A 21,904-nucleotide genomic window follows, 5' to 3' on the forward strand; every position below is an offset into this window, starting at 1 on the left:
TGCTTGGGTTTTTAAGAAACCCTAAACTTGGCTCAGCAATCTCAAATGACTATGTGATTTCTCGCATGGCCACTTGTGATGCTGATAATCTTTTTGACTATCAGTCCGTACTCACAAGCACCCACACGAATTGCTTGATTCAATTTGTTAAAGAGCGTTTGGTTAAGAGCTTTTCGTCTCAACCGAGGCGCGCATTCTACGCTTTCCTCAGAGCCTGTCAAGCGTTTATTTTGAAGTTTTTTACCACCGCTTTCTTTCGAAAGCTAACAACTTCAACAACTTACCGCTTGCCCCGAAGCGTTTGTCGCTGCGAGGAGGCGAATAATACGCGCTTTAAAATCAGAGTCAACACCTTGTTCTGAAAAAACTTTCCATCACCGTTTTGCCGCTACTCGGCAACTAATGAAAGCGTCGTGGATCTGTAAAGAAACACCCCCACGGAGCGTAGCGGCCATGAGCGATGCGCAGAGCGAGAAAACCCCCGGCCTGTCTGCAGACGAAGAACAGGAGGTCAGCCACAACCAGCCGCCAAGGGCGGCAGTGCTGCATGAGATCATTCGCAGCCAAGGTGACCAGGAACTGGAGCGCACCCTGGCCGCGCTGTGGTGGTCGGCACTGGCCGCCGGCCTTTCCATGGGGCTGTCACTGATGGCCATGGGGCTGTTCTACGCCCGCCTGCCAGAAGGCGACGGTGCCCAGGTAATCGCCAGCATCGGCTATAGCACGGGCTTTCTTGCCGTGATCCTGGCCCGCCAGCAACTGTTTACCGAAAACACGCTCACTGCCGTGCTCCCCGTCATGACCTCCCCTACTCTGGCCAACTTCGGGCGCCTGCTTCGTCTATGGGGCGTGGTGTTGCTTGGCAATCTGGCCGGCACCCTGCTGGTGGCCTGGGTGATGCTGGAACTGCCGATCTTCGACAGCAAGACCGATGTCGCCTTCTTGGAGGTCGGCCGCAAGGTAATGAAGAACGATATCAGCCAGATGTTCGCCAAGGGCATCGTCTCGGGCTGGATGATCGCCACAATGGTCTGGATGATCCCGTCGATGGAACACGCCAAGATCTGGATCATCCTGATGATTACCTACCTGATGGCCCTTGGCGATTTCACTCATATAGTAGTGGGCTCGGTCGAAGTGTCCTACCTGGTCTGGGCTGGGGATGAAACCTGGCGAAGCTTCTGGCTGGATTTTGCCCTGCCGACGCTGGCGGGCAACATCATCGGCGGCAGCTTCATCTTCGCCCTGATCAGCCATGCCCAAGTGCGCAGTGACAGCGGCAAGCCGCCCTCGCGACTCCTGGACGACGACCAGGCTCAGCCCTCGCCCCGCAGGGACGAGCACAAATGATACTCAGCGCGCCGCTACGGTTCGCTCATGCCCTTGGCCCCGCTGGCGCGCGGGCCGCGGCTGCCACCAGTTCTGCCCGGCATGCGGTGAGCCCAGGCTGACCCGTTCCCCCATCTGCGGTGTGCTCAGGCGCACCTGAGCCTCATTGGCCAACGCAACAATACGCTCGAAAGGCTCCTGCCAGCCATGGATGGACAGGTCGAAAGTGCCGTTGTGAATCGGTAGCATCCAGCGGCCGCGCAAATCCAGGTGGGCCTGCAGGCTCTGCTCCGGCTGCATGTGCACAGCGGGCCAGGCCACGTTGTAGGCACCGGTCTCTATCAGGGTCAGGTCAAACGGCCCGAAGCGCTCGCCAATCTGCTTGAACCCCTCGAAGTACCCAGTATCGCCACTGAAGAACACCCGCACATCCTCATCGACAATCACCCACGACGCCCACAAGGTCCGGTTACTGTCCAGCAAGCCGCGCCCGGAAAAATGCTGTGCCGGGGTGGCGACGAAACGTACGCCATCCACTTCGCTCTCCTGCCACCAGTCCAGTTGCCGCACCTTCGCCGGCTCCACGCCCCAGTTGATCAAGCGGTCGCCCACACCCAATGGCGCCAGGAACACCCCGGTGCGCGGCGCCAACTGGCGAATCGCCTGCTCATCAAGGTGGTCGAAGTGGTCGTGCGACAACACTACCGCCGCCAGCGGCGGCAGCTGGTCCAGCCCCAGCGGTGGCGCATGGAAGCGCAACGGGCCGGCCCACTGCACGGGAGAGGCCCGCTCGGCGAAGACCGGGTCGGTAATGAAGAAACGCCCACGCAATTTGAGCAATACCGTGGAATGGCCCAGGCGCCACAAGCTGTGGTCAGGGGCGTCGAGCACTTGCTGGCGGGTCATGGGCTGCAGGCTGATCGGCGTGGCTGGCCGGGTTTCTGGCGGTTTGCGCAAGAACAGGTACTTTAGCCCAATGCGCAACTTTTTCAGTACACCTTCCTGCGGCAACAATGCCTGGTTGTGAAAACGTCCGTCCCGCTGTGGCGCCGGCTCGCCGGCGGGGTTGGCCAAAGGAACCATCAGCAGTACTCCGAGCAACAGGAAAGCCTTCATGTTACCCCACAGTGATCGGATCAACCGTGAAATGGCTTGTAAGGTCATTTTTCGCCGATGAAACACTGTTCAACAATATTCATGCAAGTTATGCGATAAACGGCACCCCGGCAGAAGAACATGACCATGATGGACAACCGCAGCGGCAAAGGCCTTTCTTTCGTCAAGCGCATCTACCTGCCGCGTGTCATCGGCCTGGGCATCGGCCTGTTCAGTGTCATGGCGGCCATTGCGCCGCTGTCGCCACCCACCTGGGCATGGCTGCTGGTACTGTTCAATGGGCTGTTGTGGCCACACATCGCCTACCTGTGGGCTGCCCGCTCGGCAGCGCCGTACCAGGCAGAACAACGCAATTTGCTGCTGGATTCGCTAATGGGCGGGTTCTGGACCGCCGCCATGCACTTCAACCCGCTGCCCAGCGTGACCGTGCTGTCGATGATGACCATGAACAACGTCGCCGCCGGCGGCAAACGCATGGTCTTTCGCGGGGTGCTGGCGCAGCTGGCTGGCATGCTTGTCGCCCTTCTGCTGCTCGGCCCCGGCTTGCAACTGACCGCCACCCCCCTGCAGGTCTATGCCTGCCTGCCAATGCTCACGCTTTACCCGCTGGCCTTGGGCTGGGTGTGCTACCAGCTGGCGATCAAGCTGGGCGACCACAAGCGCCGGCTGAGCGCACTGAGCCTCACCGACAGCCTGACCGGGCTGCTCAACCACGGCGCCTGGAAAGACCTGCTGCTGCTCAAGTTCCAGGCCTGCAAGCAGCAACAGGGGCACGCGGTGATTGCCCTGATCGACATCGACCACTTCAAGACCATCAACGACACCTTCGGCCATGTGGTCGGCGACTGTGTCTTGCGCCAGCTCAGCGTCGAGCTGCGGCGCAACCTGCGCGAAGGCGACCAAGCCGGGCGTTACGGCGGCGACGAGTTCTGCGTGATCCTGCCCGATACCAGCGAAGCCCAGGCCTGTCATGCCATGGAGCGCCTGCGCGAGCAGGTTTCCAGCTACCGCAACCCACAGCTACCCCACTTGCGCATCAGCCTGAGTATCGGCCTGTCACCATTCGAGGCCGGCCTGGAGTCCCCGGAGCACTGGCTCGAACAGGCGGACAAGGCGCTGTACACCGCCAAGCACGCTGGCCGCGATCAAGTCAATTTTGCCCGCGCTGACGCTGCCGCGCTCAAGCTGGCCTATCCTGATTGAACCTCCTTCCTGACTGCCTGGCGGGAGGTTGCCTGAAGGAGCCGCTCGCGCATGGCCAGGACCGCCAACCTTCCACCCGCCAGCCCTACACCACGCTTTCAGGTGCGCCACCTGATTGCCGGTTTCAGCACAGTGTTCGGCCTGGCCTGCCTGGTCATTCTCGGAGCTCTGTTCAATATCGCGACCACGCTCGACCAGCAGGAGCGCCAACGCAGCGCCTTCCATGCAACCCAGGCGCTGGAACAACGGTTGCTCGCCTCGCGCCAGTTTCTGTCCAGCTATGCCGTATGGGATGCAGCCTTCGAGCACCTGGCAGGTGATGTCGACTGGCACTGGGCCTACGAAGAAAAAAATGTAGGTGAGTCGCTGTACAGCGCCAGCGGCTACGAAGGGGTGTTTGTGCTGGAAGACGACCGTACCACCTATGCCTTGTTCAAAGGCCAGCCCAGCCAGGCCGGCGCCAACACGTATATAGACGCACCGCTCCAGCCGATCATTGACCAGGCCCGTGCGGCGGCAATTGCGCGCGAGCAGGTCACCCACTTCGTGTTGTTCAATGGCTGGCCGGCCGTACTCAGTGCAGCGGCCGTGCGCCCTGACCGCGACGTCACCGACAGCGAGGTGAGCCAGGCGCCAGTGATGCTGTTCGTCGACCAGCTTACCGAAGAAAAACTGGCGCAGCTGGGCAAAGGTGCCGGCCTGACGGGCATGCACGTGGAGAAGGAAGATAAACAGCAGCATGGCCACCTGCGTATCGACCTGGGCGACACCGGCTATCACCTGTCCTGGAGCAGCCCGCTGCCTGGGCACCAACTCTTGTGGGCAGTATTGCCAGCTCTGTTGAGCGTGCTGCTGATACTCGGCTTGGTCATGCTGTACCTGTGCCGCCATGCCTTGCGCAGCTCACGAGCAGTCGGCCTGACCCTGCTCCACCTGCAACAGAGCAACCAGGCACTGGAGGCCAGCGAGCAACGTTTTCGCGCGGTAGCCGAGTCGGCATCCGACTGGATCTGGGAAACCGACCGGCAACAACGCCTGACCTACCTGTCGCAACGCTTTGCCAACGTCACCGGCTACCCGGTAGACGACTGGCTGGGCCACCCGCTCAACCAGCTGCTGGCCTGCGATACCACACCGTTGTCGCCCTGGCTGGACGTATTGACTACCGCCGACCCGCAGCAGTTGGCCAACCTGCGGTGCACCTACCGAGACCCGAATGGCCAAAACCGTTATTGCCGGATTTCCGCCCGCGCCATCTGGCACGACGGCAAGGCGCTTGGCTTTCGAGGAACGGCCAGCGATATAACCGACGAAGTCGACGCCCACGCGCGCATCCAGCACCTGTCGCTGCACGACCCACTGACCGGGCTGGCCAACCGCAACAAGCTGGCCAGGCACCTGGAACAGGCACTGCTTCGCGGCAATGACTCACCGCCGCTCACCCTGCTGCTGCTGGACCTGGACAACTTCAAGCCGATCAACGACTCGCTCGGCCATGCCGCTGGCGATGCCGTGCTACAAGAAGTGGCAACGCGCCTGCGCGACACCACCCGCGATGGCGACCTGGTCGCGCGCCTGGGCGGCGACGAGTTCATCCTGGTACTCGGCGGCATGGACAACCGTAGCGAAATCGACCGCTTCTGTGCGCGGCTGATTGGCCTGCTGCAGCAACCCATCATCTTCGACGGCCAGCAGTTGCACATTGGCGCCAGTATTGGCGTTGCCCAGACCCGCACTCAAGGCTTCGATGCCGGCGAGCTGATTCGCTGCGCCGACATTGCCCTGTACCAGGCCAAGGCCGACGGCAAGAACACCTGGCGCTACTTCGCTGCCGAAATGAACCAGCAAATCCAGTACCGCCGCCAGTTGGAGAACGACCTGCGCCGGGCTTTGCGCAATCAGGAGTTCGTGTTGCATTACCAGCCGCGCTACCGCCTCGGCGACCTGCGCATCGTCGGAGTCGAAGCGTTGCTGCGCTGGCAGCACCCACAGGAAGGGTTGCTGGGGCCGGATACCTTCATCCCGCTGGCCGAGCAGAGCGACATCATCGTTGCGCTGGGCCGCTGGGTACTGCGCGAAGCCTGCCGTACCGCCCATGACTGGCCCAACGATGTTCTGGTTTCGGTGAACCTGTCGCCTGCGCAGTTCCTGCGCAGCGATGTGGTGGCCGACGTGCGCGAGATATTGCTGGACACCGCCTTCCCGGCCCAGCGTCTGGAGCTGGAAATTACCGAGAACGTGATGCTCAACGACATCGAGGGCGCGCTGGGCACCATGCTGTCGCTCAAAGAGTTGGGCGTGCGCCTGAACATGGACGATTTCGGTACGGGCTATTCGTCGCTGGGCTACCTGCGTACCTACCCGTTCGACAGCATCAAGATCGACAAGCGCTTCATCAGCGGCCTGAACAACAACGGCGGGAGCGACCGCGCCGTGGTCCAGGCCATCATCAATCTCGGTGAAGCGATGGGGCTGACAGTGACAGCCGAGGGTGTAGAGAGCGAACAGCAGCTCAAGGCGCTGGAAAAGGACCGCTGCCATGAAGTGCAGGGCTACTACATGAGCCGCCCGTTGGACAGTGCAGGGCTGCAGGCGCTGCTGCAGCAAACATCCAAAAACACAGCACAGCCCTTGTAGCAGCCGCGCAAGGCTGCTCCTACACGGGCTGCTGCAGGCTGCGCTCAGCGACGATTTCCGGCAGGTCGCCCCGGCGCAGGTAGGCGCGCAGCGGCTCGCCGATATTCAAGCGGTCATCCACATGCTGCTCCAGCAACAGCGCCAGCCGTTCGCGGCATAGCGCCATACGCTGCCCTTGCTCGGGCCGCCAGACGAACTCGCTGCAGGGGGTAATACTGGCATCGGCCACGTCCATGCCGAACGAGTCCTCGGAGAAACGCACGATATGAACGCCGCGCTTGTCGTGAAAACCGACAAAGCCCTTGAGCTGGTCGGCGGCGTTGCAGATATCCTGGGAAGTAATGGCCATGACGTAACCTCGCAATGAAATCGGAAGATACGCACGCCTGGCGGGAATGGGTCGCCTCTGCCGGGCAACTCGCAGAGGGCAGCCTAACGCAAGTGGCCTTCCATGCGCCATGGCTTTGCTCAATCACTGACCACTGCATCGACCTGGGTGTGCAGCACTTCACCCAGCCACTGCATGAACGCCTGTACCCGGCGTGGCACATGCCGTTGCCGGGCATACAGCAGCGACACCGGCATGGCCGGCGCCTGCCAGTCTTCCAGCAGCGAAACAAGTTCGCCTCGCTGCAGGTGCTCGGCCACCCCCACCGCAGGCACCTGAATCAACCCCAACCCGGCCAGGCAGGCCGCCGAGTAGGCTTCGGCATTGTTGACCGTCACCACACCGGCCATGGCCTGAAATTGCAACTCACCGCCTTGCAGGTATTCGAAGCCGGCGCTGCGCGCACCCAGGGTGCGCACATAATGCACCAGCTGGTGATCGGCCAGGTCCTGCAGAGTACGCGGGACACCATAGCGAGCCAGGTAGGCGGGGCTGGCACAGTTGCGCATGCTCAGTTGCCCAACCGGCCGTGCCACTACATCCAGATCCTGCAATGCGCCAATGCGCATCACGCAATCAAACCCTTCGCGCAGCAGATCGACCTGGCGATCGGTGCAACTGAGTTCCACTTCCAGTCTCGGGAAGCGCTGCAGAAACTGCGGTAGCGCCGGAATGATGACCCGGCGCGCCATCATGGTTGGCAGATCGATGCGCAGGCGCCCGGCCAGCTCGGCATCATCGGCACTGAACAGGCTCTCGATCTCGTCCATGCCCGACAGCAGGTCCTTGCTACGCTCGTACAGCAAGGCGCCATCCTGGGTTGCCTGCACCCGGCGTGTGGTTCGGTTGAACAACTGCGTGCCCAGCAAGCGCTCAAGTGCCCTCACCTGCTCCGATACGGTCGAACGTGGCAACCCCAGGCTCTCGGCAGCCTGGGTGAAACTGCTGACCTCGCTTACCCGCACAAAGGTGCGCAACAACTCCAGCTTGTTCACCACGTGGCCCCTACTATTCGGTTAAAGCGAACAGTATTTCCATATTTTCAGGATTTAACAGCGCCATACCGACCAATAACCTGTCCTCATTCACCCACCATGAGGTTTTCACCATGATCCGCAAAATTGCCCTGATCACCGGCGCCAGTCGCGGCCTCGGCCGCAACGCTGCCGAGCACCTGGCCGCACGCGGCATCGATGTCATCGGCACCTACAACAGCAAGGCAGATGAAGCGCACGCCGTGGCGGCCCGGCTGGAGCAGGCCGGAGTCAAAGCGGCCATGCTGCAACTGGACGTCAGCGACAGCAGCAGCTTTGCCGGTTTCGCCGAGCGCCTGGGCACGACCCTGCAACAACACTTTGGCCGCGAGCGTTTCGACTTTCTGGTGAACAATGCAGGGATTGGGTTGAACGTGCCGTACATCGAAACCACCGAGGCGCAATTCGACCAGTTGTTGAACATTCAGCTCAAAGGGCCGTTTTTCCTCACCCAGCGCCTGCTACCGCTACTGGCGGACAATGGCCGCATCGTCAACATTTCCACCGGCCTGGCGCGCTTTGCGTTGCCGGGGTATGCCGCCTATGCCGCGATGAAAGGCGCAATGGAGGTGCTGACCCGCTACCAGGCCAAGGAACTGGGCGCGCGAGGCATTCGCGTGAACATTCTGGCGCCGGGTGCGATCGAGACCGATTTTGGTGGCGGCGTAGTGCGGGACAACCCGCAGGTGAATGAGTACATCGCTGGCAACACGGCATTGGGGCGGGTGGGGTTGCCGGATGATATCGGGGCAGCGATTGCGCTGCTGCTGGAAGACGGCAATGGCTGGATTACCGGGCAGCGGCTGGAGGTATCGGGCGGGATGTTTCTCTGAGTTCGGCATCTTGGGGCCGCTTTGCGGCCCCAGGGCCTTCACTAGCGATCCTGATCCTCACGCACTTGCACACTCGCGGTCATCCCCGCACTCAGGGTCACCCCTTCCGGCACCTGATCCAGGCGAATCCTCACCGGTATCCGCTGGGCCAGCCGCACCCAGTTGAAAGTGGGTTCCACCTCCGGCAGCAACTGGCTGTCCGGGTTGCTGTTGCGGTCGGTGATGCCGCGGCTGATGCTCTCTACATGCCCCTGCATCGGTTCGCCCGCGCCCATCAGCCAAACTTTCACCGAGTCCCCTACGCCAATGCGCGGCAGCTTGGTTTCCTCGAAATAGGCCTGGATGTAAAAAGTTGAATCATCCACCAGGGCCATCACCGCTTGCCCGGTGTTCACGTAGTTGCCTTCGGCCAGACGCAGGTTGGTGATATGCCCGCTGCGCGGTGCCCGCACTTCACTGCGCGCCAGGTTGATCTTGGCCACCTGCAACTGCGCCTCAGCCTCGTGTAGCTCGCCACGCGCGATGGCGGCATTGATCTGGGCGTTTTCACGCAACTCGGCACTGATCGCCTCGGGCCCCAGGGCAGTTCGCCTGGCTGCCTCTCGCTCGCGCAAGCGCAGTTGCTGGGCGCGAGTTTCAGTCACGGCGCTGGCCTGGTCGAAAGCGGCCTGGAAACGCTCACGGTCGATACTCATCAACAGGTCGCCGGCCTTGACCTGCTGGTTGTCATGCACTTTGAGTTCGCGCACCCAGCCGGACACATCAGGTGCGATTACCACCACATCGGCACGCACCCGGGCATCGCGGGTCCATGGGGTAAGCATGTAGTACTGCCACAGCTGGTAGCCGGCCAACACGGCCAAAGCCACCACACACAGGGTTACCAGAGTACGTACGGCCGCACGCATCGAAACACTCCTTTATAACGCTCCCAGCAGGCGCACCACCAGGAACAACACACAAACGAACAGCGCCGCGTCGAACAGCGCTTCGTGCCAGATCCAGCGCCCCAACGGTGTAGCCTGCACCACCAGGCGCAGCAGGCCGGTGAGCAGCAGCGCCAACAACACATAAAGCAGAAACGGGCTGAGCAGCACGCCGCCCACTTCCCACTCACGCAACCCCATGGGTTTCCTCCTGCCAGCGACACCACTTGCCCCAGCTTTTCTGCAACTGCAGCACCGCCCCCTCGGCCAGCCGTAGCGGGTCGCTGGCAGGCAGGCGGCGCAACGCAGCAAGGAACTGTTCACTGGCAGTATCCAGGCGCTGACCACGCCCGGCAGCCGGCCCTTTGGCCAGCACTGCCTCCACTTGTTGCAGGTACTCACGCTCGGCTAGCCCCAAGGGGGCCTGGGCGACAGCCAGACACATGCGCAGGTGCACCAGTTCGTCGCCGATATCCAGCCCGTGCAGGCCATCATCCCAGCGTTTGCGCTGGTCTTCCGGTAATTCGCTGGCATGCCGCGCCAGTTGCATCAGGCGGTCGGCCATGCGCCCGCCAAACCAGCTGTCGGCCCCGCGCAAATCGCGCCGGGTAAGGCGCACCAAGTCGCTTTGGGTTGCCGCGCGCAAGCGCCGCCCCAGCCAGGCCGGGTGGCGAAACACCAATAAACGAAAGGCCATGACCGCCGCCGATACCCCCACCAGCATCGCCAGGGCACTGTTCAGCAGGGTCGCCACGCCGAACTGCATGGCGTTAAGCGGCGACACCAGCACAATGAAGTGCAGGCAGTAGGAGGTGGCGGTGGCCCCGGTACGTGGGTGGGCCATACCCAATGCGCCCAGAAACAGCGGCACACCCATACCCAGGCAGAGCATGGCGAAGCTGCTCCATTGCGGGAGCAAGATCTGCCCGACCAAAAACGCCGCAGGTATCGCCAAAAAGATCCCCCGCAGAAAGCTCAGGCCAATTTGCGCACCATTCTCGCGGCTGGCGAACAGGCTGCAGACCACACAGGTCAGCACCAGGCCACCCGGCGCCGAAGGCCAGGCCGTGGCCAGCCAGAAGCCGCTCATGACCAGAAAGGCCAGCGCGCTACGCGAACCGAACAGCAAGGCCAGCGACCAATCACGGTGTGCAGCCAGGCCCTGGGACACATCCTTGGGTGCCCTGCCAGCCTCCACATCCTCCAGCGCCTGGCTGGCAGCCATGGCGTAATCCAGCAGCAGGGCCATGCGCGCCAGGCAGAAGTGTTCCGACGGGCTGATCTGCTCATTGTGAGCGGCATCCCAAATGCGCTGGCGTAACAGCAACAGGCTGGGCTGATCGGGTTTGCCCAGCAGCGTGCGCACCTCCTCCAACCTGGGCGCCAGACGCCCGGCCTCCCGCTCATCCAGTTGCCGCCACTGGCGGCGCACCGAACGGGAGATGCGCAACAGCACCATCAGCTTCTGGCTAAGGCCGCGAATGGCACGGGCACGCTGGCGCCCGCGGTTGCCCTCGAACCAGGCATGCTCACGTTGACTGTCGATGGCAACGATGCGCCCCAGGCTGTCCAGCAGGCCTTTACGCGCCTCGTCCTCACCGCCCAGCATGGCGCTGGCGGCTTGCAGGCCGTTCTGCAAAGCCTGCCGTGCTTGCCCGCCCAGTTGCTGCTCGACCCGCATGGGCCAGAGCAAGGCACTGCTGGCTGTAGCGCAGAAAATGCCCAGGCAAATCTCGGTGCAACGGGCCACGGCCTGGTCGAATACCTGCAGCGGGTGGTCGATTGCCGGCAAGGCAATGATCGCCGCGGTGTAGCCGGCCAACACGAAGGCGTAGGCCCAGGCGCTGCGCAACTGGGTGGACGCGGCGGTACAAAGCGCCAGCCACAAGGCCAGGCTAAGCAGAAACAGGCCAGGTGTCTGCGCGAACAGGCCAATTAACACTACCGACATGACGGTGCCGACCAAGGTACCCGCAAACCGCGCCAGGCCTTTCTGAACCACCATGCCCGATAGCGGCTGGGCGACGATGAAAGCCGTCATCAGCGCCCAAGCGGGTTGCTCCAGGCCCCAACGCATCGCCAGCCACAACGCCAGGCCACCACCGAGCAAAGTCTTGATGGCGAACTTGAGGGCGAGGCTGCTGGGGGCGAACAGGGCCTGAAGGGTGATGGGCACGAGGCGGACCTTGCGGGGGAATGGTCTTACTGAAACGATAGACAATGGTGAGCAGGATAAAGCGGAAACGATTAATTAGCTAGCTAATCATCTAAGCAACCCATCTCAGTCAACCTATGCCGACCCTTTCGCGCACAGGCAACACAAAAATTGCAGGCAAAAAAATGGGCGACCGAAGTCGCCCTAAATGCCTTGCGTGCTCGTATACCCGGAAGGTCAGCGCGGCTTGCGCTTTTTCGAGTCCTTCCAGATGAAAATGCCCAGACCGGCAAAGAAAGCGAACATCAACCCGACCGTTACCACACCGGCGATAACCACGTTGTCGAAGAACATGCTGGCCTCCCCATTCGTTTGCCGTTGTCCGATGGAGGGCAAGTTAACCAATGTGGGGACTGGGAAAATTGATCGGGGTCAATGGTGCCCGGGGCCGGGCACGCGAGGCGGGTGCAGGGTTGACCTGCGTCAAGTTTCAGCGCTTCTTGGGCTTGCCCTTGGGCTTCTTTTTCTTGCTGGTGCTCAACGGCAGGGCCTGCTCGAATGCGTTGCGCATCTCGTTCAGGCGTTTTTCCTTGAGGTCGTGGACGCGCTTGGTGCGTTCGGCATCGAAATCGATGAGGTTGTCTTGGCTCATGGGTGGCTCGACGATCAACTGAGAATTGCATGATGAAGCCAGCGGCAGGCGCTGACCAGCCCTGCGTCAGACTTCGATGTCCACCAGCAACCCCTGCCGTACATGCTCGCCCATCAATGGCGCCACTGGCACGGTGTTGTCGGCGTTGACCTCGTCACCCGGTAAGGCGTTGTACCGCTGCTGATCACCCTTTTGCCGACGTTGCTGCTGGCGACGCTGCTCGTCACGCAGCAACAGTGCCTGCTCCTGCGGGTCGCGCTGCTGCTTGAGGTCGATGGCACTTTCACCGGACGCAGGCTGGGCCGGCACCACAGGCTTGATGTCGGGGGTTGGCTTGACCGGGTCCTGTTGCGAGGTCACCGGGGCAGCACTGAGCGGGATGATCGGCGGCAGCATGGACGTTCTCCTATGCCCCATGTATCGGCAGGCGTGGGTTTACCTTGATGTTGTGGGCAACATTTACTCGGCTTCGTCGTCAGGCTCATCGTCGCCTGGCGGGCTGGCTTCGCTCCAAGGCCGCTTGTAAACCTGCTGCCAGACCGCGTCCATATGATCACGCAATACTTGCGGCGCGTTTTTCAGCGAGGCGCTGTCCTCGCGCTCGCCACCGACGGGGTCCTCGCCCGCCGGGGTGATCAGCGACTGGCCGGTAATGGTGTAGCTGGCCTGCCCTTCGCGCATCTCGATGGCGATGTCGTGCGGGTCGATACCGCCACCGCAGAAGGCATGGCTGGCCACGGTCACCTCGGCTACACCATCCTTGTTCAGGTCGCTGACGTCACTGACGTCATTGTAGAAGTCCACGTCCAGGTCCAGCCCCGGGCACGTGGTTTCCTGCTCGATCTGCCAACGCGCCTTGAAGGCGTCACTCTCAGCCGTGCGCCCGTACAAGGTGGCCTTGAGCACCACCTTGTCCACTTCCTGTTCGCTTTCCGGGTCGCTGGCCTGGCCATCGCTGCGGCTCAACACCAGTAGGCCTTCGCCGTCGCGATCACGAAAATGCACGCTCTTGATCGGCGTCTGTACGCCGAGTACCTCAAGCTGCTCCATCGGAATGGGGGGCAAGGTCTCGAAGTTTTTCTGCTCGCAGGCGCTCAGCAGCAGCAGGCTGCCCACGGCCATCGAAGCGCTGATCCAGCGATGCTTGGCAGACATGTTGATGCGAGGCCCTCGTCGGCTGCACGGTGCGAGACGATGAAACGGCTAGACTGACTTACTTCCTGTTGTCGTTCGGCACCTTTCGGTGCGTTCGCACTTTGGTCTGACCGGCCGATCCGTTAACATAATCGGCTTTTTCATCGCGGGAGTTCAGGCAGTATGGCGCAGCAGTATCAACCGGGGCAACGCTGGATCAGCGACAGCGAAGCAGAGCTCGGCCTGGGTACCATCCTGGCGCAGGATGGCCGCCTGTTGACCGTGCTCTACCCGGCCACTGGCGACACCCGCCAGTATTCCCTGCGCAATGCGCCGCTGACCCGCGTGCGCTTCTCGCCAGGTGACCAGATCACCCACTTCGAAGGCTGGAAGCTAACCGTCCGCGAGGTCGAGGACATCGACGGGCTGATGGTCTACCACGGCCTGGACGGGCAAAACCAGCCGCGTACCCTGCCAGAAACTCAGCTGTCGAACTTCATCCAGTTCCGCCTGGCCAGCGACCGCCTGTTCGCCGGGCAGATCGACCCGCTGTCGTGGTTCAGCCTGCGCTACAACACCCTGCAGCACACCAGCAAACAGATGCAGTCGGCGCTGTGGGGCCTGGGCGGCTGCCGCGCACAACCCATCGCCCACCAGTTGCACATCGCCCGTGAAGTCGCCGACCGCAGCGCTCCGCGCGTTTTGCTGGCCGACGAAGTGGGCCTGGGCAAAACCATCGAGGCCGGCCTGGTCATTCACCGCCAGCTGCTGTCTGGCCGTGCCAACCGCGTACTGATCCTGGTGCCAGAAAACCTCCAGCACCAGTGGCTGGTGGAAATGCGCCGGCGCTTCAACCTTCAGGTAGCCCTGTTCGACGCCGAACGCTTCATCGAAAGCGACGCCAGCAACCCGTTCGAGGACGCCCAGCTGGCGCTGGTTGCGTTGGAGTGGCTGGTCGACGACGAAAAAGCCCAGGACGCGCTGTTTGCCGCTGGCTGGGACCTGATGGTCGTCGACGAAGCTCACCACCTGGTCTGGCACGAAGACCAGGCCAGCACCGAATACAGCCTGGTCGAGCAACTGGCCCAGGTGATCCCGGGCGTGCTGCTGCTCACCGCCACCCCCGAGCAGCTTGGCCAGGACAGCCACTTCGCCCGCCTGCGCCTGCTCGACCCTAACCGTTTCCACGACCTGGCGGCCTTCCGCGCCGAGAGCGAGCACTATCGCCCGGTCGCCGAGGCGGTACAGGAACTGCTCGACGAAGGCCGCCTGTCGCCCAAGGCCCACGCCACCATCCAGGGCTTCCTGGGTGCCGAAGGCGAAGCCCTGCTGGCCGCGGTCAACGATGGCGACACCCAGGCCAGCGCGCGTCTGATCCGCGAGCTGCTGGATCGCCACGGCACCGGCCGCGTGCTGTTCCGTAACACCCGTGCGGCGATTCAGGGCTTCCCCGAGCGCCAGTTGCACCCCTACCCGCTGGCCACACCCGAGCAGTACCGCGACCTGCCAGCCGGCGAGCACGCCGAGCTGTACCCGGAAGTCGCCTTCCAAGCCCAAGGGGAAGCGGCCGACGACGAGCGCTGGTGGCGTTTCGACCCGCGCGTGGATTGGCTGATCGACACCCTGAAGATGCTCAAGCGCACCAAGGTGCTGGTGATCTGCGCCCACGCCGAAACCGCCATGGACCTGGAAGACGCCCTGCGCGTGCGCTCCGGCATCCCGGCCTCGGTGTTCCACGAAGGCATGAGCATCCTCGAGCGCGACCGCGCCGCTGCCTACTTCGCCGATGAAGAGTTTGGCGCCCAGGTGCTGATCTGCTCCGAAATCGGCAGCGAAGGCCGCAACTTCCAGTTCGCTCACCACCTGGTGATGTTCGACCTGCCGGCGCACCCCGACCTGCTCGAACAGCGCATTGGCCGCCTTGACCGGATCGGCCAGAAGCACACCATCCAGTTGCACATCCCGTATCTGCAGGACAGCCCGCAAGAGCGTCTGTTCCAGTGGTACCACGAAGGTCTCAACGCCTTCCTCAACACCTGCCCCACCGGCAACGCCCTGCAGCACCAGTTCGGCCCACGCCTGCTGCCGCTGCTCGAGGGTGGCGAAAGCAAGGCCTGGGATGCCCTGGTGGCCGATGCCCGCGGCGAGCGCGAGCGCCTGGAAGCCGAACTGCACACAGGGCGTGACCGTCTGCTGGAGCTCAACTCCGGCGGTGCCGGCGAAGGCCAGGCGCTTGTCGAGGACATTCTCGAACAGGACGACCAATTCGCCCTGCCGATCTACATGGAAACCCTGTTCGACGCCTTCGGCATCGACAGTGAAGACCATTCCGAGAACGCACTGATCCTCAAACCAAGCGAGAAGATGCTCGATGCCAGCTTCCCGCTGGGCGACGACGAAGGTGTGACCATTACCTACGACCGCGCCCAGGCGCTGTCGCGCGAGGATATGCAGTTCCTTACCTGGGAACACCCTATGGTGCAGGGCGGCATGGACCTGGTGCTGTCCGGCTCGATGGGCAACACCGCCGTGGCGCTGATCAAGAACAAGGCGCTCAAACCGGGCACCGTGCTGCTGGAATTGCTGTTCGTCAGTGAAGTGGTGGCACCGCGCAGCCTGCAACTGGGCCGCTACCTGCCGCCGGCGGCATTGCGCTGCCTGCTCGACGCCAACGGCAACGACCTGGCATCGCGCGTGGCCTTCGAAACCCTCAACGACCAGCTCGAAAGCGTGCCACGCGCCAGCGCCAACAAGTTCGTCCAGGCCCAACGCGATGTACTGGCCAAGCGCATCAGTGGCGGCGAGGAGAAGATCCTGCCCATCCACGTCGAGCGCGTTGCCGAAGCCCAGCGCCGTTTGGCGGCGGAGGCAGACGAAGAGTTGGCCCGCCTCGTAGCCCTGCAAGCGGTCAACCCAAGTGTGCGTGACAGCGAAATCGACGCCCTGCGCAAGCAACGCGAAGATGGCCTGGCAATGCTGGAGAAAGCCGCCCTGCGCCTGGAAGCCATTCGCGTGCTGGTGGCTGGCTGACACCTTGGTGGCCTGACCAGCGTTCTGTAGGAGCAGCCTTTGCTGCGAAAGGGTCATTTGCCTTGCACATTGTTGCGAGGCATCCGGCCCCTTTGCAGCACAAGGCTCCTACAGCCACATCCCCTTCGTTTCTATGCCCTCTGGCGATTAATCCGATAACCAAATCGTACAAATCAATGTGCCATTAGTCAGGAAGGCTTAAATACTCCTTCCTATACTGCCTCTGGACAGTCTGCACAGGGTGGTTGCGCAGACGAGTGAAAACTCGATCAAGAGGCATTCCATGGAATGGCTGGGGCTGCAACTGTTCGCTGATCTTCCGGCAACCGGGCGCATCGTCATCGATTGCCGGCATGAACCGTTACTGGTTCTACTCGCCTACTTCGTCGCCAGCGCGTCCTGCTTCGCTACCCTCGACATGGCCGAACGCCAGTCACACAGCGACGACCCCACCGCACACCGGCAATGGAACATGCTCGGCGCCTGCTGCCTGGCCGGCGGCATCTGGGCCATGCACTTCATCAGCATGCTGGCCTTCCAGGCCCCGGTGGAAGTGCACTATGACGTCTCGCTGACCATCCTCTCGCTGCTCATTGCCCTGGGTGTCGCCTGGCTGGCCATGCACAGCCTCGAACGCAGCCAGATGCGCGCGTATCACTTTGTGCTTAGCGCTGCGCTGATTGGCCTGGGCATCATCCTGATGCATTTTGTCGGCATGGCCGCAATGGAAACCGGCGCCGTCCAGTACTACCAGACCGGCCTGCTGCTGACCTCTGCCGCCATCGCCCTGCTCACGAGCCTGGCCGCGTTGTGCCTGGCTCGCTATTTGCGCAATGGCAGCGGCACCCTGTACCAGGCCATGAAGTACGGCGCCAGCCTGCTGCTGGCAGGCGGTATCGTTACCACCCATTTCACCGCGATGTCGGCCATGACCCTGGTCATCCCGGCCGATACCGCACTGCGTCTGCCGTCTGGCGACAACAGCCTGCAACTGGCGCTGGGCATTGGCTTCATCACCCTGCTGATCAGTGGCGCCAGCATCAGCGCCGCGCTGGCCGACAAGAAGCTGCAGAGCAAAGAGCACGATCTGCGTCGGGTCAGCGTGCTGCTCAGCCAACTGGACCAAGCCCGCGCGTCACTGCAGCAGGCCGCGCATTACGATGCCCTGACCAACCTGGTCAATCGCCGTGGTTTCAACCAGGTGTTCGCCGAACGCCTGGTCGAACACCAGGCCAACGAAAACCGCCTGGCGGTGATGTTCCTCGACATCGACCATTTCAAGCGCATCAACGACAGCCTCGGCCACGACGCCGGTGACGAGCTGCTCAAGGTGATCGCCAACCACATCAAGGCCGCTACCCGCAGCCAAGACCTGGTTGCGCGCTTGGGTGGCGACGAGTTCTGTGTGGTCACCAGCCTCAACAGCCGCGACGAAGCCCGTCACCTGGCCCAGCGCATCATGCAACGAATGAAAGACCCCATCGACCTGGGCGGCCGGCGCATGGTCATGACCACCAGCATTGGCGTGAGCATCTTCCCGGACGACGGCAGCACAGCCGAAGAGTTGCTCAAGCATGCCGACCTGGCCCTCTATCAATCCAAGGACAACGGCCGCAACAGCCTGAACTTCTTCAACGACAGCCTGAAGGCCAGGGCTTCGATTGCACTGCAACTGGAAGAAGAGCTGAGACTGGCCCTGCTGGAAGAGCGCGGGTTGTGCGTGCACTACCAGCCCATCTTCGACCTGCGCAGCGGGCAAGTGGCCAAACTGGAAGCGCTGCTGCGCTGGCAGCACCCGCAACACGGCCTGCTGGGGCCCGACCGTTTCATCGGCATTGCCGAAGCCAACGGCCTGATCATCGACCTCGACCTGTGGGTACTGCGCCACGCCTGCGCCGACCTGGCCTACTTGCAGCGCCACGGCTACGGCGAACTCAAGGTCACGGTCAACTGCTCGGCAGTCACCCTCAGCCACGACGAACTGCCCAACGAAGTTGAAAAGGCGCTGTTCCATGCCGCCCTGGCGCCGCGCCAACTTGAGCTGGAGGTGACCGAGAACGCACTGATGGGCGATATCCAGCGTACGGTCAGCCTGCTCAAGCGCGTGCGCGCCCTGGGCGTGGCGCTGTCGATCGATGACTTTGGCACTGGCTACTCGTCACTGGCCTACCTCAAGCGCCTGCCACTGGACGTGCTGAAAATCGACCGCACCTTCCTGCAGGATGTGCCGGGCAGCCAGAAAGACCGCGAAATCGTCCAGGCGATCATCGTCATGGCGCATACCCTGCACTTGCAGGTCGTCAGCGAGGGCGTGGAAACCGCCGAACAACAGGCCTTCCTGGAAAGCCACGGTTGCGACTACCTGCAGGGCTACCTGCTGGGGCGCCCCGTGCCGCTGGCAGAGCTGCGGCCGCTGCTGGAGCGGCTACAGCGCCAGAACGGCGTACTCACGCCTTGTTGCGGTACAGCTCCACCAGGGTCGCCGGGTCTTTTTGCAGGTAACCCTGGCTACCGTGCAGGCGCATCAATTGCGCGGCGAGGCCGCTGAGCGGCGTCGCCGAGCCTTGCTCACGGGAGAACTTGACCGCGCCATCCAGGTCCTTGAGCAGCGTGCGTACATGCCACTTGATCGGCTCGAAGCGGCTCTCGGCCATCTGCGGCGCCAGGATCTGCAACGGCTTGGAATCGGCAAAGCCACCGGCCAGCGCTTCGGCAATCAGTGTCGCGTCTACGCCCGACTGCTCGGCCAATGCCACTACTTCGGCAATCACCAGGGCATTGCAGGCTACGATCATCTGGTTGCAGGCCTTGGTCACCTGGCCCGCGCCTACCGCCCCCATGTGCGTCACGCGCTGGCCAAGCACCTGCAGCACCGGGTGTGCACGCTGCAAGTCGGCCACCTCACCACCGACCATGATGGCCAGTGTGCCTGCTTCAGCACCTGGCGTACCGCCAGATACCGGCGCATCCAACCACGCCATGCCACACAGTGCTGCCAGTTCGGCTGCCATTTCACGGGTGGCGGTTGGTTCCAGGCTGGAGAAATCGATCAGCAACTGGCCGCTGCGCCCGCCCTGGGCAATGCCTTGCTCGCCGAACACCACCTCGCGCACCACTGCTGTGTCGGCCAGGCACAGCAGCACCATGTCGCTGTCGCGGCACAATTGGGCCGGGCTGCTGGCCAGGCGCGCGCCGGCAGCGACCAGGGCGGCACACTTGTCTGGGCTACGGTTCCATACCGTCAGCGGATATCCCGCTGCCAACAGACGACGGCACATGGGCAGGCCCATCAGGCCGATGCCGGCGAATCCAAGCGAAGGTAGTTGTGAGCTCATCAACGTCTCCAGACAAATTCGATATCAATCCAGGCCGCAAGGCAGCCCCATTACGCATCCCGTAAACTGTTACCGCCACGCCGAATTGTTACTTACCTCTACCCGCCTTGCACGGCTTCAAGCACCAAAACGGGGCTGCTGCGTATTTTTGCGCACCAAAAAAGATCACGCCTCTTCCGTGTGCTTCACCTGGATCACGATGAACGGCGAAACCACCACCGCCCAGATCTCTGGATCGCGGCTTTGCAGGTCCAGTGCCTGCTCGGCCGAGACCGGCCCAACGGTGCCATCACTACGCCACTTGGCGAAGATCTCGCTGCGATTCTCGGCCATCGCTTCGGCAACGGTGATCAGGTCCAGGCTGGGGTCGACCCAAATCAGGTCACCCTTGGCCCAGAAACGTTCCAGTGCTTTCCACTCGATGATTGCCGTCTCGCCAAGCAATTTGGCATAGAGGGTGCTTGTTTGATCAGTCATGGGTGGTATCCGCAAAAATCGCCAATTAAAAAAGGCCGGCATTTTTGCAGAAAAACCCGGTTTCAAATATGTAATTTGGTCGATTGACCCCGAAGTTGTGGGGCGGGGTCACAGATGCAGGCAGTTTGATGGCGCCTTTCTGTATCTTTCTGTCGATCAAGCGACAACCCAGGAAGCAGGCACTTTTCGACCGCTTTTCAAGCGCTCGAACAGCGCTCTACACTGTACCGGTACAGTTCCGGGACATGTTCCGGGGGAAGGTGGGCTTGCGCGTTGGCACAGCCACGCCGCAAATCCCGCCCGGTCTGTAGCCCTGGCCGCCAGGACTATAAGAATTACAACAGAATGAGTGGAGCACTATGATCAAGATTTCCAAGCTGTTCGCCGCAATGGTTCTGGCCGGGGTAGCCAGCCATTCGTTTGCCGCCGATACCATCAAGATCGGCATCGCCGGTCCTAAAACGGGTCCTGTGACCCAGTACGGCGACATGCAGTTCATCGGCGCCAAGCAAGCCATCAAGGATATCAACGCCGCGGGCGGCGTCGATGGCAAGATGCTCGAAGCCAAGGAATACGACGACGCCTGCGACCCTAAACAGGCCGTGGCAGTCGCCAACAAAGTGGTCAACGACGGCGTCAAGTTCGTCATCGGTCACCTGTGCTCCAGCTCCACCCAGCCAGCGTCCGACATCTACGAAGACGAAGGCGTGATCATGATCACCCCGGCCGCCACCTCGCCGGAAATCACCGCCCGTGGCTACAAGCTGATCTTCCGTACCATCGGCCTGGACAGCGCCCAGGGCCCAGCCGCCGGCAACTACATCGCCGACCACGTCAAGCCGAAAGTGGTTGCGGTACTGCACGACAAGCAGCAGTACGGTGAAGGCATTGCCACCGCGGTCAAGCAAACCCTCGAAGCCAAAGGCACCAAGGTTGCCGTCTTCGAAGGCCTGAACGCCGGCGACAAAGACTTCTCCTCGATCATCCAGAAGCTCAAGCAGAACAACGTCGACTTCGTCTACTACGGCGGCTACCACCCAGAGCTGGGCCTGATCCTGCGCCAGGCCCAGGAAAAAGGCCTGAAAGCCAAGTTCATGGGCCCAGAGGGCGTGGGTAACGACTCCATTTCGCAGATCGCCCAGAACGCCTCCGAAGGCCTGCTGGTCACCCTGCCGAAGTCGTTCGACGCCGACCCTGAGAACAAGAAGATCGTCGACGCCATCAAGGCTGACGGCAAGGACCCAAGCGGCCCGTTCGTATTCCCGGCCTACTCGGCTGTCGAGCTGATCGCCCAAGGCATCAAGGCCGCCAAGTCCGAAGACACCGACAAGGTGGCTGCTGCCATCCACGCCGGCTCGTTCAAGACCCCTACCGGCACCCTGTCGTATGACGAGAAAGGCGATCTGAAAGACTTCAAGTTCGTGGTCTACGAATGGCACTTCGGCAAGCCGAAGACCGAAGTCTCCCCTCAGTAACTGCGTGACTAAATAGCTGACCGTAGAAGCCCACTGTGCGAGCAGTGGGCTTTGTTTTACGAGGTTCATGGGCCCGATCCCCGCGATCCGGGGGCGGGCTCACCTGAAAATCTTAAAACCGTCACCCGCGGTTTCCTGGCCTACCCCCGCCAGCGAAATGCAAATCAGGTTTTTAGGAGC

At 62.1% G+C, this 21,904-nt stretch carries 19 protein-coding genes; 7 read left to right on the plus strand and 12 right to left on the minus strand.

Annotated elements, in window-relative coordinates; genetic code table 11:
• Positions 1–453 precede the first annotated feature (453 nt).
• Positions 454–1,350 carry a formate/nitrite transporter family protein gene (locus ACNQP3_RS22655; RefSeq protein ID WP_060493561.1) on the plus strand — a complete coding sequence of 299 codons (897 nt, stop codon included), beginning with the start codon at positions 454–456 and terminating at the stop codon, positions 1,348–1,350.
• A gap of 3 nt (positions 1,351–1,353) precedes the next feature.
• Here the strand turns inward: ACNQP3_RS22655 and ACNQP3_RS22660 are convergent, their stop codons facing one another.
• Complete coding sequence (locus ACNQP3_RS22660) at positions 1,354–2,445, minus strand: MBL fold metallo-hydrolase (RefSeq protein ID WP_012273822.1); 1,092 nt, start codon at positions 2,443–2,445, stop codon at positions 1,354–1,356.
• 129 nt (positions 2,446–2,574) lie between these two features.
• Between ACNQP3_RS22660 and ACNQP3_RS22665 the strand changes: the two genes are divergently transcribed.
• Both ACNQP3_RS22665 and ACNQP3_RS22670 read left to right on the plus strand, forming a co-directional pair.
• A complete protein-coding gene (locus ACNQP3_RS22665) occupies positions 2,575–3,648 on the plus strand; it encodes a diguanylate cyclase (protein WP_041166777.1) in 1,074 nt (357 codons plus the stop codon).
• A 51-nt stretch (positions 3,649–3,699) separates the two neighbouring features.
• Entirely contained in the window at positions 3,700–6,285 is a 2,586-nt protein-coding gene (locus ACNQP3_RS22670; protein ID WP_060493562.1) for an EAL domain-containing protein, read from the plus strand.
• Positions 6,286–6,304: 19 nt separating this feature from the next.
• On the opposite strand, the gene ACNQP3_RS22675 is transcribed toward ACNQP3_RS22670, so the two are convergent.
• Positions 6,305–6,634: a DUF2025 family protein gene (locus tag ACNQP3_RS22675; RefSeq protein ID WP_012273825.1), complete on the minus strand. Its 330-nt coding sequence runs from the start codon at positions 6,632–6,634 to the stop codon at positions 6,305–6,307.
• A gap of 119 nt (positions 6,635–6,753) precedes the next feature.
• Complete coding sequence (locus ACNQP3_RS22680) at positions 6,754–7,668, minus strand: LysR family transcriptional regulator (protein WP_041166778.1); 915 nt, start codon at positions 7,666–7,668, stop codon at positions 6,754–6,756.
• 113 nt (positions 7,669–7,781) lie between these two features.
• On the opposite strand from ACNQP3_RS22680, the gene ACNQP3_RS22685 reads away from it, so the two are divergent.
• Complete coding sequence (locus tag ACNQP3_RS22685; RefSeq protein WP_012273827.1) at positions 7,782–8,540, plus strand: SDR family NAD(P)-dependent oxidoreductase; 759 nt, start codon at positions 7,782–7,784, stop codon at positions 8,538–8,540.
• Positions 8,541–8,581: 41 nt separating this feature from the next.
• On the opposite strand, the gene ACNQP3_RS22690 is transcribed toward ACNQP3_RS22685, so the two are convergent.
• From ACNQP3_RS22690 to ACNQP3_RS22720, 7 genes are all read right to left on the minus strand, one after another.
• On the minus strand, positions 8,582–9,448 hold the full coding sequence (locus ACNQP3_RS22690; protein WP_060493565.1) for an HlyD family secretion protein: 867 nt from the start codon (positions 9,446–9,448) through the stop codon (positions 8,582–8,584).
• A 12-nt stretch (positions 9,449–9,460) separates the two neighbouring features.
• A complete protein-coding gene (locus tag ACNQP3_RS22695; protein WP_012273829.1) occupies positions 9,461–9,667 on the minus strand; it encodes a DUF1656 domain-containing protein in 207 nt (68 codons plus the stop codon).
• A complete protein-coding gene (locus tag ACNQP3_RS22700) occupies positions 9,654–11,642 on the minus strand; it encodes an FUSC family protein (protein ID WP_264316486.1) in 1,989 nt (662 codons plus the stop codon). Before ACNQP3_RS22700 ends, ACNQP3_RS22695 begins: the two co-directional genes overlap by 14 nt.
• Before the next feature lie 216 nt (positions 11,643–11,858).
• Positions 11,859–11,975: a cytochrome c oxidase subunit CcoM gene (gene ccoM, locus ACNQP3_RS22705; protein WP_012273831.1), complete on the minus strand. Its 117-nt coding sequence runs from the start codon at positions 11,973–11,975 to the stop codon at positions 11,859–11,861.
• Between the two features lie 136 nt (positions 11,976–12,111).
• Positions 12,112–12,273, minus strand: coding sequence for a hypothetical protein (locus tag ACNQP3_RS22710; RefSeq protein WP_264316487.1), 162 nt, complete (start codon positions 12,271–12,273; stop codon positions 12,112–12,114).
• Positions 12,274–12,339: 66 nt separating this feature from the next.
• Positions 12,340–12,669 (minus strand): hypothetical protein, encoded by a 330-nt coding sequence (locus ACNQP3_RS22715; protein WP_012273832.1) that lies wholly within the window; start codon positions 12,667–12,669, stop codon positions 12,340–12,342.
• Between the two features lie 63 nt (positions 12,670–12,732).
• Positions 12,733–13,428: a M949_RS01915 family surface polysaccharide biosynthesis protein gene (locus ACNQP3_RS22720; RefSeq protein ID WP_012273833.1), complete on the minus strand. Its 696-nt coding sequence runs from the start codon at positions 13,426–13,428 to the stop codon at positions 12,733–12,735.
• 162 nt (positions 13,429–13,590) lie between these two features.
• On the opposite strand from ACNQP3_RS22720, the gene rapA reads away from it, so the two are divergent.
• Both rapA and ACNQP3_RS22730 read left to right on the plus strand, forming a co-directional pair.
• Complete coding sequence (rapA, locus tag ACNQP3_RS22725; protein ID WP_012273834.1) at positions 13,591–16,437, plus strand: RNA polymerase-associated protein RapA; 2,847 nt, start codon at positions 13,591–13,593, stop codon at positions 16,435–16,437.
• 283 nt (positions 16,438–16,720) lie between these two features.
• Positions 16,721–18,985, plus strand: coding sequence for a putative bifunctional diguanylate cyclase/phosphodiesterase (locus ACNQP3_RS22730; protein WP_060515708.1), 2,265 nt, complete (start codon positions 16,721–16,723; stop codon positions 18,983–18,985).
• On the opposite strand, the gene ACNQP3_RS22735 is transcribed toward ACNQP3_RS22730, so the two are convergent.
• Together ACNQP3_RS22735 and ACNQP3_RS22740 are read right to left on the minus strand one after the other, a co-directional pair.
• Positions 18,885–19,772 (minus strand): NAD(P)-dependent oxidoreductase, encoded by an 888-nt coding sequence (locus ACNQP3_RS22735; protein WP_012273836.1) that lies wholly within the window; start codon positions 19,770–19,772, stop codon positions 18,885–18,887. The two genes, ACNQP3_RS22730 and ACNQP3_RS22735, sit on opposite strands and share 101 nt — an antisense overlap.
• 165 nt (positions 19,773–19,937) lie before the next feature.
• Positions 19,938–20,249 (minus strand): DUF2288 domain-containing protein, encoded by a 312-nt coding sequence (locus ACNQP3_RS22740; RefSeq protein ID WP_012273837.1) that lies wholly within the window; start codon positions 20,247–20,249, stop codon positions 19,938–19,940.
• A 359-nt stretch (positions 20,250–20,608) separates the two neighbouring features.
• Here ACNQP3_RS22740 and ACNQP3_RS22745 point away from each other — a divergent pair, with 359 nt between their 5' ends.
• Positions 20,609–21,724: a branched-chain amino acid ABC transporter substrate-binding protein gene (locus ACNQP3_RS22745; protein WP_012273838.1), complete on the plus strand. Its 1,116-nt coding sequence runs from the start codon at positions 20,609–20,611 to the stop codon at positions 21,722–21,724.
• The last annotated feature ends 180 nt before the right edge of the window (positions 21,725–21,904 follow it).

This window comes from Pseudomonas sp. LFS074 (assembly GCF_047978165.1).
GTDB lineage: Bacteria > Pseudomonadota > Gammaproteobacteria > Pseudomonadales > Pseudomonadaceae > Aquipseudomonas > Aquipseudomonas putida_P.

Coding starts and splice junctions, on each gene's coding strand:
- ccoM (WP_012273831.1), bottom strand. CDS start 11,975: ATGTTCTTCGACAACGTGGTTATCGCCGGTGTGGTAACGGTCGGGTTG.
- ACNQP3_RS22660 (WP_012273822.1), bottom strand. CDS start 2,445: ATGAAGGCTTTCCTGTTGCTCGGAGTACTGCTGATGGTTCCTTTGGCC.
- ACNQP3_RS22715 (WP_012273832.1), bottom strand. CDS start 12,669: ATGCTGCCGCCGATCATCCCGCTCAGTGCTGCCCCGGTGACCTCGCAA.
- ACNQP3_RS22740 (WP_012273837.1), bottom strand. CDS start 20,249: ATGACTGATCAAACAAGCACCCTCTATGCCAAATTGCTTGGCGAGACG.
- ACNQP3_RS22665 (WP_041166777.1), top strand. CDS start 2,575: ATGGACAACCGCAGCGGCAAAGGCCTTTCTTTCGTCAAGCGCATCTAC.
- ACNQP3_RS22690 (WP_060493565.1), bottom strand. CDS start 9,448: ATGCGTGCGGCCGTACGTACTCTGGTAACCCTGTGTGTGGTGGCTTTG.
- ACNQP3_RS22655 (WP_060493561.1), top strand. CDS start 454: ATGAGCGATGCGCAGAGCGAGAAAACCCCCGGCCTGTCTGCAGACGAA.
- ACNQP3_RS22710 (WP_264316487.1), bottom strand. CDS start 12,273: ATGAGCCAAGACAACCTCATCGATTTCGATGCCGAACGCACCAAGCGC.
- ACNQP3_RS22675 (WP_012273825.1), bottom strand. CDS start 6,634: ATGGCCATTACTTCCCAGGATATCTGCAACGCCGCCGACCAGCTCAAG.
- ACNQP3_RS22670 (WP_060493562.1), top strand. CDS start 3,700: ATGGCCAGGACCGCCAACCTTCCACCCGCCAGCCCTACACCACGCTTT.
- ACNQP3_RS22745 (WP_012273838.1), top strand. CDS start 20,609: ATGATCAAGATTTCCAAGCTGTTCGCCGCAATGGTTCTGGCCGGGGTA.
- ACNQP3_RS22730 (WP_060515708.1), top strand. CDS start 16,721: ATGGAATGGCTGGGGCTGCAACTGTTCGCTGATCTTCCGGCAACCGGG.
- ACNQP3_RS22735 (WP_012273836.1), bottom strand. CDS start 19,772: ATGAGCTCACAACTACCTTCGCTTGGATTCGCCGGCATCGGCCTGATG.
- ACNQP3_RS22685 (WP_012273827.1), top strand. CDS start 7,782: ATGATCCGCAAAATTGCCCTGATCACCGGCGCCAGTCGCGGCCTCGGC.
- ACNQP3_RS22695 (WP_012273829.1), bottom strand. CDS start 9,667: ATGGGGTTGCGTGAGTGGGAAGTGGGCGGCGTGCTGCTCAGCCCGTTT.
- ACNQP3_RS22720 (WP_012273833.1), bottom strand. CDS start 13,428: ATGTCTGCCAAGCATCGCTGGATCAGCGCTTCGATGGCCGTGGGCAGC.
- rapA (WP_012273834.1), top strand. CDS start 13,591: ATGGCGCAGCAGTATCAACCGGGGCAACGCTGGATCAGCGACAGCGAA.